Origin of the sequence: Lentzea flava, from assembly GCF_014648475.1 — a bacterium.
Taxonomy (GTDB): Bacteria; Actinomycetota; Actinomycetes; order Mycobacteriales; family Pseudonocardiaceae; genus Lentzea; species Lentzea flava.
The window spans coordinates 1-12,765 of the sequence record NZ_BMRE01000102.1 but is presented as its reverse complement, the minus strand read 5'-3'; the positions used below and the strand labels follow the sequence as shown (position 1 = coordinate 12,765).

Annotated in this window: 8 protein-coding genes and 2 pseudogenes; 3 read left to right on the top strand and 7 right to left on the bottom strand. The window is 65.5% G+C overall.

The window, feature by feature from the left end; translation table 11 throughout:
* Positions 1–491, top strand: a 491-nt coding sequence (locus IEZ09_RS44850) for a hypothetical protein (protein ID WP_189259961.1), incomplete at its 5' end; no start/stop codon positions are given.
* 292 nt (positions 492–783) lie between these two features.
* Here IEZ09_RS44850 and IEZ09_RS47220 read toward each other — a convergent pair.
* Positions 784–1,905: an NUDIX domain-containing protein gene (locus IEZ09_RS47220; RefSeq protein ID WP_229813535.1), complete on the bottom strand. Its 1,122-nt coding sequence runs from the start codon at positions 1,903–1,905 to the stop codon at positions 784–786.
* Between the two features lie 155 nt (positions 1,906–2,060).
* Between IEZ09_RS47220 and IEZ09_RS44840 the strand changes: the two genes are divergently transcribed.
* A complete protein-coding gene (locus IEZ09_RS44840) occupies positions 2,061–2,537 on the top strand; it encodes a DUF4334 domain-containing protein (RefSeq protein WP_229813534.1) in 477 nt (158 codons plus the stop codon).
* Between the two features lie 3 nt (positions 2,538–2,540).
* Positions 2,541–3,635, top strand: coding sequence for an NAD(P)-dependent alcohol dehydrogenase (locus IEZ09_RS44835; RefSeq protein ID WP_189259960.1), 1,095 nt, complete (start codon positions 2,541–2,543; stop codon positions 3,633–3,635).
* Here the strand turns inward: IEZ09_RS44835 and IEZ09_RS44830 are convergent.
* From IEZ09_RS44830 to IEZ09_RS44805, 6 genes and pseudogenes are all read right to left on the bottom strand, one after another.
* On the bottom strand, positions 3,624–4,364 hold the full coding sequence (locus IEZ09_RS44830; protein WP_229813533.1) for an SDR family NAD(P)-dependent oxidoreductase: 741 nt from the start codon (positions 4,362–4,364) through the stop codon (positions 3,624–3,626). The two genes, IEZ09_RS44835 and IEZ09_RS44830, sit on opposite strands and share 12 nt — an antisense overlap.
* Positions 4,361–5,719: a cytochrome P450 gene (locus tag IEZ09_RS44825; RefSeq protein WP_229813536.1), complete on the bottom strand. Its 1,359-nt coding sequence runs from the start codon at positions 5,717–5,719 to the stop codon at positions 4,361–4,363. Before IEZ09_RS44825 ends, IEZ09_RS44830 begins: the two co-directional genes overlap by 4 nt.
* A complete protein-coding gene (locus IEZ09_RS44820) occupies positions 5,706–7,103 on the bottom strand; it encodes a prenyltransferase/squalene oxidase repeat-containing protein (protein WP_189259958.1) in 1,398 nt (465 codons plus the stop codon). Before IEZ09_RS44820 ends, IEZ09_RS44825 begins: the two co-directional genes overlap by 14 nt.
* 571 nt (positions 7,104–7,674) lie before the next feature.
* Positions 7,675–9,396: pseudogene (locus IEZ09_RS44815) on the bottom strand (1-deoxy-D-xylulose-5-phosphate synthase); the annotation flags it as partial.
* A pseudogene (ispH, locus tag IEZ09_RS44810) lies at positions 9,393–10,492 on the bottom strand (4-hydroxy-3-methylbut-2-enyl diphosphate reductase). The pseudogenes ispH and IEZ09_RS44815, both read right to left, overlap by 4 nt.
* Before the next feature lie 306 nt (positions 10,493–10,798).
* On the bottom strand, positions 10,799–11,830 hold the full coding sequence (locus IEZ09_RS44805) for a polyprenyl synthetase family protein (RefSeq protein ID WP_189259956.1): 1,032 nt from the start codon (positions 11,828–11,830) through the stop codon (positions 10,799–10,801).
* Between the last annotated feature and the right edge of the window lie 935 nt (positions 11,831–12,765).

Below are 12,765 nucleotides of genomic sequence, written 5' to 3'. Positions count from 1 at the left end.
CTCCGGTTCTACTTCCTCCAACCGGACACAACAAGATCAACTTAAGCTACGCGGCATTGCCTCTTGGCGTCTCCGCGGAAGGAGTTGGTAATGACGTCCCTGGGAAAGAATTTGAACGGCGCAAGCTCGCGTTGCATCCACTTCTTGAACTGCGGCTCCGTTGTGATTTCAGTCGAAACCGCCACGAGCTTGTTCCGCATCAGGGCGATGGTCAGCTCGTTGGTCACGTTGGTGAGCTCGGACTCATCATCGGTCCAGGCCGACCGTTTGGTCGCCGTCCGGGACAGGCCGTAGAGCCGGGAGAACCCCATCTCGCCGAGTCGGCCGAGCCCTTCGATGACATCATCAGCGACAAGCGAGGTCTCGGCGTGTATCGCAACCGCGAGGCGCCGCCCTGGTTAGTCGCTGATCTGCGCAGGAAGCGCTGGAGTGCGCGGAAGTTCGCCACGTGGTCGTCGCCGACGCTTTCGAGCACGATGATCGACCAGTAGGGCTACTGGCAGGGATGGACGGTCGGCGAATCCGGGTTAATCCTCGGTCACTGTACGACGATAGCCGCATTCCGGTATTGGTCTCGAGTGTTACCGCTGGTACCCCTCGATTGGCCCAAGATCGAATGCCAATCAGTCTCGTAGCAGTCATCACACATCGAAGGTAGCGGAGGAAGGCTGGATGAAGGAACGAGCGTCGTAGAGCTTGACTGCCGGAACTACGGGCGGTGGCTGCGAATTCTCGGCCAACCGGTTCGCGCTAGCGGGGATGCGGAGCCCTGCGCGGTCAATGTCACCGATATGGTGGATCGCAGTCACTGGCTTGCCCAGCGCCGGGATCGACAGAACTAATGTCTCGAAGCTTGCGCAGGCCAGTTCGGAAAACGCGGTCCGAGGATCCGAACTCACGACATCGTCCTCGATGAGCGCGACGATCGCTCTTTGCGGTGGGGAGAGCTACGGGTGTGATTACGGGACGGCAGGCCAGCGAGTGGAGCGACTCCGCGATACCGCGTAAATTCGTGAGCTGTACGTGTCCAGAGAGATCGCACAACCGCGCGGGGTCGACCCAGCGCTGTTCACGGATCAGCGCGGTCTCGTGCGGCTCTCGCGCGATCCGTGCAGGGCGAATACCGGCTGGGACAACGGAAAGATAGAAACGCTCGATCCCGCGATAACGGACTCCGTTCCACTGCGCGTCCCGGCGGGCGAACACGTAGTGGTCCCGCACACAGGAACCCGGCAATCCAGTCTCCTCTCGAAGTTCGCGGCGTGCGGCTTCGAGTGGTGTCTCCCCGGGATCGATGCCGCCGCCGGGTAGATCCCATGCACGTGACCCATCGAACGGGTCGCACCAGCCGAGCAGCAATATCCGACCGCACTCATCGAAGCACAAGATCCGGACCGTCGGACGGGCGCTCATCTCCACAACCGGAAACCGCCACAACAGTAGCACCCCATATCCGACCAGTACGGCGATCAGCCACCAGGGCAGAGAATGAGGCATCACGGCGTGCACCAGTACCAACGGCCATATGCAGCCGACGTGCCATCGTGCCGCTGCCAGCGCAAACAGCACGGCAAGCCCGGTAACGGCGACCGGCCACGTCGTCGCTTCCCACACGACGACAGGCCCGAAGATGAGCAGTACACCGATTGTGCCGTACCACTGGCCGAAGCGGCGCAGCATGAACTGGCCAGTGCCGTGCTGTGCCAACACGACGCTGGCCGCGAACACCACCGAGATGGCGAACTCCTGCCAATGCGGCAGGCCGGAAAGTGGGGCTACCGCGAGCAACGGCACCAGGACCAGCCAGCGGCTAGTCGGTTTGCCCGGCACCACACCAGTCTCGCGCCACCATCCGCACGTCGCGATCACGCCGATCGGCACCAGTGCAGCGAACGCGCCGGCCATGACTCCCTGACCTGCGACCCTGAACACGACGGTCCAAAGCATCGCGACACCGATCGTAGCCAATAGTGGATGTCCCGTCGCCCAGTGCTTGATCCTTAGTCTCGCCATACGCATGATCTGTTGGCCCCATCTACTATTCTGCTTACGATACAGAAATGATGTCTACTGCTGGCGGCGCACGTGAACTGTTCCGAACGCTGCGAACCCAAACTGGTCCTGTTTCCAGCGCAGACCTTGATCACGTGTGGGCCAACTTGCCAGTGGCCAGGATCGAGGATCTGATTGGCAACTGGCGTGGCACCGGCTTCGAAACGGGTCACAGTGGAACGGCGGCGCTGAAGGACCTGCGCTGGTATGGCAAGCGCATTCGCGCCCAGTTCGACGTGGACCCGGTGGTCTGTGAGGCCGAGACGGGAGAGTTGACCGTCAATACCACCGCGGCGGGCGGCGGCGGGGCAAGCCTCTGGATGGTGGGCTTCCGCGACGAGGTAACCGCGACCATGGTCTACGACTCCCTGCCAATTTTCGACCATTTTAAAATTGTGGACGACAACTTTCTCCTCGGCATCATGAACGGCAAGGGCACGATCGAGGACAGCGGACACTTCTACTTCAGCCTGGAACGGGACTGAACCATGTATGCTGCCGTGCTGCGATCGGCCGAAGGCCCCTACGAACTCGAGGAGATAGTCCTCGAGGATCCGGCGCCCGATCAGGTTCTGGTGCAGCTGGCCGGTACCGGCCTCTGCCACACCGATACTCTGCTGCGGGCTCCCGGTTTCACCAAGTTGCCAGTGATCGGCGGGCACGAGGGCGCGGGCGTGGTTCAGGAGGTCGGGGCCGCCGTCCGTGGCATCGCGGTCGGCGATCACGTCGTACTCAGTTTCGGCTCGTGCGGCGCCTGCCACAGCTGCCTGGGCGCACGCCCGGCGTACTGCCAGGAGTTCCAGGCCCGCAACATGTCTTGCCGGGAACCCGACGGCTCCACCCCCGCCCGTGCCCTGAACGGCGATGCGGTGGGAGCACGGTGGTTCCAGCAGTCCTCGTTCGCCACCCACGCACTCGCGACCGCGCGTAATGTCGTCGTGGTTGACCGCACGCTTCCGATAGACATGCTCGGGCCGCTCGGCTGCGCGGTCCAGACCGGCGCCGGGTCGGTCTTCTCCGTGCTGCGCGTCCAGCCAGGGACAGCTCTGCTGGTCTGCGGGGCGGGCGCGGTCGGACTGTCGGCGGTCATGGCGGCGAGGGTCGCCGGCGCCGGAGTGGTGATCGCGGTGGACCAGCACGAGTCGAGGCTGAAGCTGGCGCGCGAACTCGGCGCCACGCACGTTGTGCACGACACGGGCCCTGGGCTCACCGAGCAGGTGAACGCGATCACCGGCGAGGGGGTGGAGTACGCACTGGACACCACCGGCGTCCCGGAAGTGATCACAGCGGCGATCGGAGCGGTGCGCCCGCCCGGAATAGTCGGACTGGTGGGAATGCAACGTGGCGATCTCGCGGTCGGACCGCTGGACCTCGGGCTGGGACGCACGCTCGTTGGCATCGTGGAAGGCGATTCCGTGCCACAGCAGCTGATTCCCCGGCTCTGTTCGCTGTGGCGACGGGGCGAGTTCCCCTTCGACCGGATGATCCGCCAGTACCCGCTGTCGGAGATCAACGAAGCGGAGCGGGCCTGTCTCGCGGGCGAGGTGGTCAAACCGATCGTGCTCCCCGGCTCACTGGGTTAGCTGGCCGCCGTCGACGAGGTGGTCGGAACCGGTCACGTACCGCGCCCGGTCGGAGACCAGGAACGCGACCAGGTCGGCGACCTCCTCAGGGAGCCCCGCCCGCGCCATCGGCACCGAGTCGACCGTCCGCCTGATCGCGTCGTCACTCAGCACAGCCGTCATCGGACTCTCGATCACGCCGGGGGATACCGAGACCACCCGGATGCCCTCTATCGCGTACTCGCGAGCGGCCGTCCTCGTCAGCCCTATCACCCCGTGCTTCGCCGCCACGTACGCCCCGTGCTTGCGGAATGCGACATGTCCTGCGACCGAAGCGATGTTCACGACCACGCCCCCGCCTGCGGATCGCATCGCGGGAATCACTTGACGCATTGTGTAGAAAACGCCGGTCAGGTTCACGGCCAGAACGGCGTCGAACGCATCCGAGGGATAGTCAGCCGTCGGCGCGAACGGACCGGTGATGCCCGCGCAGGTGACCGCGATATGTAGTGCACCATGTTCTTGGCAGGTAGTGGTGACGGCGTCGGCCAGGGTCTGTTCCTCACACACATCGGCCCACCGGGCCTCGGCGCCAAACCCCTCCGCGACAAGGGAATCGGCCACTTCGCGAGCCGCTTCGAGATCCCGGTCGACGAGCACAACGATAGCCCCATCACGGGCGAGCCTGCGTCCGCACGCAGCACCGATACCCGATCCGCCGCCGGTGATCAGCGCGACCTTGCCGTTCAACAACGCACACCCCTGTCCTCACGGAGTGTCGGTACGACCACTAGATTTTGCGGACGGTCCACCGTCCCGATCCTGGTCCGTACCTCGTGGCCCGGTTCGAGTTCGAAGCGCCAGCGGGTCGCTATGGTGGCGATCACGATCAAAAGCTCGGTCCAGGCGAAGCTCTCGCCGAGACATATGCGATTGCCAACCCCGAACGGAACATACGCACACCTGGGCAGCGCGCCTTCGAACTCCGGTGTCCAGCGATCGGGCCGGAACTCTTCGGGCTCAGGGTATAGCTCGGGATCATGGTGCAGGGCGTGCGGGCTGTAGTACAGCTCGCGTCCTTTCGCCACAGTGATTCCCTTCACCTGCACGGGCTCCATCGCCCTACGCATCAGGATCCACACCGAATGGCGCCGCAGCACTTCCTTGATCACCTGCGTGGTATAGACCAGCTGGGAGACATGCTCGACGGTGACCGAACCGGACCCGATCACGGTGTCCACCTCGGCGTAGACCTTCCTCGCCACTTCCGGGTGCGTGATCATCGCGTGGACGGTCCAGGCCAGCGCGGCACTGAGCGTCCCGGTTCCCGCCACGAACAAGGTCCGCAGCTCATCATGGAGGCTCTCGTCGCTCATCCCCTCGCCGGTCTTGCTGCCGCGCGCGGCCAGGAGCGTCGAAAGCAAGTTGTCCGTGGGATCGCGTCGCTGTTGCTCGATCGTCCGCGTCAGGATGTCCCGCAAGACGGCGGCATGCGGGTTGCTCGAGCGCGGGAATCGCGACCATGGGAGCAGTCGGCGCCAAGCCTCACGTGCGGACAGCGCCAGTTTCATCGCCTCCTGGCATGCCGACAGCCAGCGGCCGACCGCATCGACGAGCTCGCTCGGAGGGTGCGGGCCGAACACGATCTCCATGAGGATGTCCAAAGTGAGCTGGGCGAGTTCTCGCTCCAGGTCGAGGATCTGCCCGGGCTGCCAGCGGTGTGCCACCTCCTCGCTGTGGGCGCTCATGACGCGCGAGTAGCCTGCGACGCACGGTGCTCGGAAGGCGGGCTGCATCAACCGGCGTTGCTCGATGTGGAACCGGCCTGCCGACGTCACCAGGCCTTCGCCGAGGTGGCGACACAGCTCATCGCCCAAAGCGCCCTTGTCGAAGTCACGTCCATACGCGACGAGCAGTTTCCGCACTAGCTCAGGCGTGGTCACCACCTCAGCCGGCCGTGGCCCGATGAAGATCCGCACGAGATCGCCGTGCTCCCGCAACGAGCGCACGAACCCGAGCGGGTCTAGATGCAGCTGCTTCGCGTGCCCATGGACCGGATGCCTGCCAGGGACGGGATGAACCGTCAGAGTCTCACTTTGTCCCACGTGCACCGAATCGGCCTCCTGTCTGGTAACACCGAGCCGCGCGCAGTCCCAGAGCCGCGAATGCTTGGGTGTGGGTCTGGAAGTGGGTCAGCAGCGGACGTGGACCGAACATCTCCGGCGTACCGGGCCAGGTGCCGTCGCCCTGTTGGGTGCCGACCAGATAGTCGATGGCGGCCTCCCAGGTCGGCGGGTCGAATGCGCCGGAGTTCGCCATACAGGCCATGACCAGACCGGTAGCGCTAGGGCTGCTCGGCTCACCGGCTACCGTCGGCCAGCCGCCGTCGTCGTTGCGCGTCGCGACCAGATCGTCCAGGGCCCGGTCCACTAGGGGGTGAGCGCCAAGAGCGTGACTAACCTCCCGCGTCGCGTAGGGCAACCCTCGGTACCAGCTTGCGGTCCACCGGCCACGGGCGCGCCATCGGTCTACGAGCCACCGCCGGGCGGGCGCGAGCACCACGTCGTGGTCGAACGGATACAGCGACAGCGCGCTGACCACGTGTGCGACCACGTCCTCGACCGGAGGGTCGTCACGGGACTGCCAGGTCTGCCACAACCCGTCGGAGGTCTGCTGATCGGCCAGGTAGGCGAGCCCTCCGAGCGTTGCACCGCCGGGCGGCCTACGCCCAGCCAGTGAGATCATTACGGCACTGGCGGTGTCGTTGTCCGACTCGACCCCTTGCCGGAACGACCAGCCGCCGTCCTCGTTCTGGTTCGCGGCAAGGAAGTCGACTGCCGCCTCGGCACAGCTTGCTTCGAACTCGGGCAGTCCGCGGAACGAACGTAGGGTCAGAGTGGTGTCCCAGACGTCGCTGGAGCAGAACCGCCACGTTCCGTCCGGCTGCTGGGTGGAAGTCAAGTACTGTCGTGTTTTCTGCCAATGGGTTGTGTCCCGTGCCGCCGAGTCGAGCGCGAGGAACGCGAGGGCAGTGGTGACGGGATTGTCGTAGAAGGAACCCGAGTCCGACTGGTGCGCGACGATCGCCGGGATGGCCGCTTTCGCCTTCGACCGGTCCCCGAGCGCGCATTCCAGCAGAACGTGACATGAAAGCAGTTCGACATGGCTCCACCGCTTGAGCCGTGTCGTCACGCCCACAGCGTGCTCCGTCTCGGCGCGGAGCTGCTCGGGTGGTGCGCCGCCGCGTACCGCCCGGCCGCGGCACAGTGCGACGACCTGCACCAGTCTGTTCCGTGAGGACAGCACCACATTGGCTTCCGAACTCTGCTCCAACGACACAACGTCGGGTTTGTCCAGAGCCATTGCCAATAACGCATTCTCAAAGGCCCATGCCGTCTGATCGTGCGACTGCGGCTGGGCCGACTTCAGCCAGACGCGTGCCTTGGCAACCGCGTCAGGCGCATGGATTCCGAGCGCCAGCGCCGTCAACGCAGTCTCAGTGATTCTCGGATCCGGAATTGATTCCCACGCACCGTCAGCCCGTTGCGTCCGTACACAGTTGCCGACAGCAGCGTCGAGCGCTAGGTTCACCTGTGAGTGGACTGACAAACTCAGCATCGCGCGTCCTTTGCGATCAATTGGCGGCACGGCGAATCTTGTCGCCGACGACTATAAGGGCGATAAGGCCGCACCCAGGACGAGCGCCGAGAGCCTCTGCCCGTTTGGGCAAGCTCGGTGACTGACGAATTTGAGGCATGCGCGCTCGCTCCCGCCGGAGATACAAACACTCATCCGGGTTCTGCCTTACTTTCCACCCGGCGTCATGCGCACCGAGCGCAGTTCGGCCATCAGCCGCGCGGTCGATCTTTGATGTCGCGATCACTGGGATCTGCGACTTCTCAGCGATCGCCGGCAGGTCGTCCGCGCCGTCGTGCGACGGGCACGCTCCCCGCGCGGCGCCCCACTTGCGACGTTGCGACAGGACCGGAGGCGGCATCGCCGGTGGTCCATGGTCACCGGACACCTCCTCGATGGGCTCCAGCGACACGAACTCCGCGACGACCTCGCGAGCCACGTCCTGCGCGGTGAGGCCACATTCGGCCAGTATCTCTGCGCGAGTCCCCTGTGCGAGGAACCGTTGCGGGATGCCGAAATTGCGCACCGGGACGTCACCGATCTGCTGTGCGATAGCCGAACCGACGCCGCCGACGACGAGATTGTCCTCCACTGTGACGACCATGCGGTGGGTGGCAGCTAACCGCACCAGCACTGGGTCCACCGGCTTCACCCAGCATGGGTCCACTACGGTGACGCCGATGCCGTGCGTCGCCAGTCGTTCCGCGATGGCGAGACCGACCCCCGCCATGGATCCGACCGCCACCAGCAACACGTCCTCGGTCTCCGAGTTCAGCAACACGTCCACGCCGCCGACCCGCTTCTCAGCTGGGATGTCCGGGGGCACGCCGCCTTTCGGGAACCGCAGCAGCGTCGGGGCGGTGTCATCGCTGACCGCTTCACGCAGCTGGGCCCGCAGCATGCTCGCGTCGCGCGGTGCCGCGATCCGCAGGCCTGGCACCAGGTTCAGCAGAGACATGTCCCAGATGCCGTGGTGCGACGCACCGTCCTCGCCAGTGACGCCGGCGCGGTCGAGCACGAACGTGACCGGCAGCCGGTGTAGTGCGACGTCCATCAACGCCTGGTCGAACGCGCGGTTTATGAACGTCGCGTAGACCGCCACAACGGGGTGCATGCCGCCCATGGCGAGGCCCGCAGCGGAGGTCACCGCATGCTGTTCGGCTATCCCGACGTCGAAGACTCGTTCCGGATACGCCGCCGCGAAACGTTGCAGGCCGACCGGGCGCAGCATTGCCGCCGTGATCGCCACGATGTCGGGCCGCTCGCCGGCCGCGGTGACGATCTCGTCGGCGAACGTGCTGGTCCACGTCGGCGCGCCGGACGCGCGGGCCTTGCCGGTCGACGGGTCGACCACGCCCACGGCGTGCAAGCAGTCGGCGGCATCGCTCTCGGCAGGGAGGTAACCCTTGCCCTTGACCGTGACACCGTGGATCAATACGGGCCCGCCCAGCTTGAGCGCGAGGACACGGGCTTTGCCGAGCGCTTCTTCCAGCGCGGTCAGGTCGTGCCCGTCGACCGGGCCGGTGCAGAAGATCCCCAGTTCCGCGAAGAGGGATCCGCGCGCGTTGCCGGAACGTCGCCGCTCGAGGTGTTCTGCGAAGCCCCCAATGGTCCGCGCGTAGGACCTGGCGTTGTCGTTCAGCACGATCACGAGTGGACGGTCGCCAGCGATACCGATGTTGTTCAGCGCCTCCCAGGCCATCCCGCCTGTCATCGCGCCGTCGCCGATCACGGCGACCGGGACCCGGTCGTGCTCACCCCGCAGCCGGAAGGCCTTCGCCAGTCCATCCGCATAGGACAGCGCGGTGCTCGCGTGCGAATTCTCGGCGAGGTCGTGCGCTGACTCCTTCCGGCTGGGGTAGCCGCTGAGCCCGCCCGACCGCCGCAACCGTGCGAAGTCGTCCTGTCTACCGGTGAGGAGCTTGTGCACGTACGACTGATGCTCCGTGTCCCACACGATCGGGTCCTGCGGCGAGTCAAACACGCGATGCAGTGCGATCGTCAGCTCGACCACACCGAGGTTCGGCCCGAGGTGCCCGCCCGAACGGCACACCGCGTCTATCAGGAACCTCCCCAGCTGCTCCAGATCGCCGCGGTCCAACCGGCGGAGATCCGCGGGCCTACGCACCATGTTCAAGATCGTCATGACAGACCGCCAGGTACTTCCGCGTGCACTTCCTTGGGCAGTCCGAAGCGGATGGTCTCCTCGGCCACCTGCCGTTCCGAGACCGTCACCTCGCCATATCCGCGGAGGGCTTCAATAACCTCCGTCACAAGTCTCGGTGGGGCCGAGGCACCTGCTGTCAACCCGACAGTGCGGACCCCGACCAGCCACGCTGGGTCGATGTCCCGCACATCGTCGATGAGAAACGCTTTGGTGCCGTTGCGCTCAGCCAGCTCGACTAGGCGCAGCGAGTTCGACGAGTTGGTCGAGCCGACCACCAGCACGAGGTCGGCGTCGGCAGCGACGGCGCGCAGCGCGTCCTGCCGGTTGGTCGTCGCGTAGCAGATATCGTCGGTGCCGGGGCCGTTGAGCTGGGGGAAACGGGCACGCAACGCGTCGACCACCGCTTCAGCCTCGTCGACGGCCAGGGTGGTCTGGGTCAGGTATGACACCGGACCATCGATCTCCAGCTGATCGACGTCATCGGCCTTCTCCAGCAGCAGCATGCCGGGCACCTCACCCAGCGTGCCCTCGGTCTCCTCATGTCCAGAGTGACCGATCAGCACGATCGTGTCACCGCGCTGCCCGAAGCGCTTCGCCTCGCTGTGCACCTTCGCCACCAGCGGGCACGTCGCGTCAACCACGCGCAGCCGCCGCGCGGTCGCTTCGTGCCTGACCGCCGGCGAGACACCGTGCGCGGAAAAGACCACCGTCGAGCCCGGTGGCACCTCGTGCAGCTCATCGACGAACACCGCCCCCGCTGCTCGAGATCGCGGACGACATGGATGTTGTGCACGATCTGTTTGCGCACATATACCGGGGCGCCGACCTGGCGGAGCACCCACTCGACGATCTCGATCGCCCGCTCGACACCAGCGCAGAAGGACCGCGGTCCGGCTAGTAGTGCGTGTCGGGGCCCTGCGGCGGATCCCCACGCGCGCAACGCGTCCAGCACGGCGTGCCGAAGGTCGGGATGCGGGTCACTGATGAGCGCCACGGCACGTCCGCTCTTGGCGGCGAGACGCAGCAAGTGCGCATCGTCCGGGTCCGGCTGCGACTGGTCGCCGGTCTCGATCATGAGAGCGTCGACGCCACGCCGTCGCAACTCACCCAGCAAGATCGGCGCCGAGGCGCACTCGACCGAGTCCGCCCTGACCGCCACCAGCAGAGGCCCCGTCGGCCTGGACTCGCTCGACTTCCTGCGCACTGCCACCGCGCCGACGTCCAGCTCGTCAAGCTGTCCGGCGAGCGCGTCGGGAGAGTTAGCCGTCAACACTGTCACGCCGTCCTCGATCACGCTGGACACTCCGACCACATCGCGCGACCACTCGCACAAGGCGACTGGAGCTGTTCCCATGATCACTCCTCGACGACTCAGCAAGAACTACTTGTCCCTGCGCACCATGAAATCGGCCAGTGCGCGCAGCTCACTGACCATCCACTGCGGACCGAGATCGTCGAGGCACTCGAGTGCGAACTGATGGTGCCGGGTCGCCTGCGACTCCGTCCACTCGCGGCCGCCAGCCTCTTGGATCAGGTGCGTCGCGCGGCCCGCGGCGTCGGCGTCGGTGATGGAACGTGACCGGTACATGTCGCGGAGCAGCCGGCCTGCTGGCGAACCGGAGCCCATCGCGGCCAGCACGGGCATAGACTTCTTGTAGCGGCAGAGGTCCGCGCCCACCGGCTTGCCGGTGACAGTGGGGTCGCCCCAGATACCCAGCACGTCGTCGACGAGTTGGAATGCGAGACCGACGTGATGGCCGAAGCGGCGCAGCACCTCGACGTCGTTCGGTCCTGCCCCACCAGCGAGCCCGCCGAGCACGCATGCGCCCGCGAGCAAGGCGGCGGTCTTGCCCGTGACCATCTCGACGTAGTCATCGATTGACACCGTCGACGACTGTTCGAACGCCATGTCCTGCTGCTGGCCCATGCACAACGCGACGGTGACCTCGTTGAGCAGACGGCACAAGCGCGTGTCGTCACCGGCACGCGTCACGATCTGGTTGGCGAGTGCGAGCATCGCATCGCCGAGCAAGATCGCGTACGGGATTCCGAACTGTGCCCACACCGTGGGCCTTCCGCGGCGTAGCTTGTCCGCGTCCATCACGTCGTCGTGCACGAGTGTGAAGTTGTGCACCAGTTCGACTGCCACGGCGGCCCGGAGGGTCTGGTCGTTGGTCTGGCCGCTGACCGCACGGGCGGCTGACAGCACGAACGCGGGGCGCACCCGCTTGCCCTGCGAGGCCGACAGCGGTGTGCCGTCTGCATCCCACCATCCAAAGTGGAAACCCGCGCCCACGCGCAGTTCTGCCGGCAGCAGGTCGACCGCCTCGCGAATGGGAACGGAAACCTCTGCCCCGCACCGTCGCAAGATCTCCGCGGCGGGCACGGGCTGTGCGTCAATGAGTTCCAGCATCGGCCTGCCTTTGCTTCGAGAATGTCGAACCAACCTGCCTGCACGAAGCTAGGAGTCGTGTCCTATTCGCTCAAACGGCGGTTCCGCCGTGTGGGACAGCCAAGGTAGACACCACCCGGATGGAGCAGTTTTGCGGTGCGAGTTGGGGAACCACACCGTCACCGCACCCCGCGTCATGGCATCCCTGCGCAACCTCGCCCTCAACGCACCACGCCTGGCCGGCCACACCCGCATCGCCACCGCACTGCGTCACACCAGCCTCACAGTGGCACCTGGATGGTTATGACCAGCGGTTTCTTGGTCGGCTGCGTGCCGTCTCTACGAGATGCAGTAACGCGGTGAACGGATGGGGGATCCGTGTGCTTCCTGTCGGAGCCGCGCCGAGGACACGATCTTCGGGTGAGCTGTGTTCGCGGAAACCGCTCACATCATCTCGATCGTGGTGTTTTCTGGGGGCCGAGCCCCCAGGCCTCAGCCGGGGGCTGCGCCCCGAACCCCGCGCGCGTCTCGCCCCATCACGCCTCCCGCCGTTCTCATTTCGGTGCCACCTTGATCATTCAATCGTGAGGCTGGTGTCGTATGGACACTAGTTGCGACGGGGTTCGAGGCTCGTTTCTACTGCGCGGCCTGGGGGCGCAGACCCAGCCCCGCCGAACGGACCCGAGACGCGCAGCGAGCACCCTGACAGCGGCGCGGTCAACTGCTACGGGAGAAAGGGCAGAAACTATGCCCTTTTTGCTCTTATCGAACGGCGCGGCTAACGCTGATGGCTCGGGTTATGCGTCTCTCGTCCGAGACGTTGGCTTGCTTTCCCCTAGCTACACAGCCCATGTCCCCCACACATGGAGAGATTCCTATGCACGCAGTGTCAGCACTTCGTCCCGAGTTGGGCCAAATGTAGTGTGCAGCGGCTCGGGTCTTGATCGCGTCGAGGA

Coding starts and splice junctions, on each gene's coding strand:
- IEZ09_RS47220 (WP_229813535.1), bottom strand. CDS start 1,905: ATGGCCGGCGCGTTCGCTGCACTGGTGCCGATCGGCGTGATCGCGACG.
- IEZ09_RS44840 (WP_229813534.1), top strand. CDS start 2,061: ATGATGTCTACTGCTGGCGGCGCACGTGAACTGTTCCGAACGCTGCGA.
- IEZ09_RS44835 (WP_189259960.1), top strand. CDS start 2,541: ATGTATGCTGCCGTGCTGCGATCGGCCGAAGGCCCCTACGAACTCGAG.
- IEZ09_RS44805 (WP_189259956.1), bottom strand. CDS start 11,830: ATGCTGGAACTCATTGACGCACAGCCCGTGCCCGCCGCGGAGATCTTG.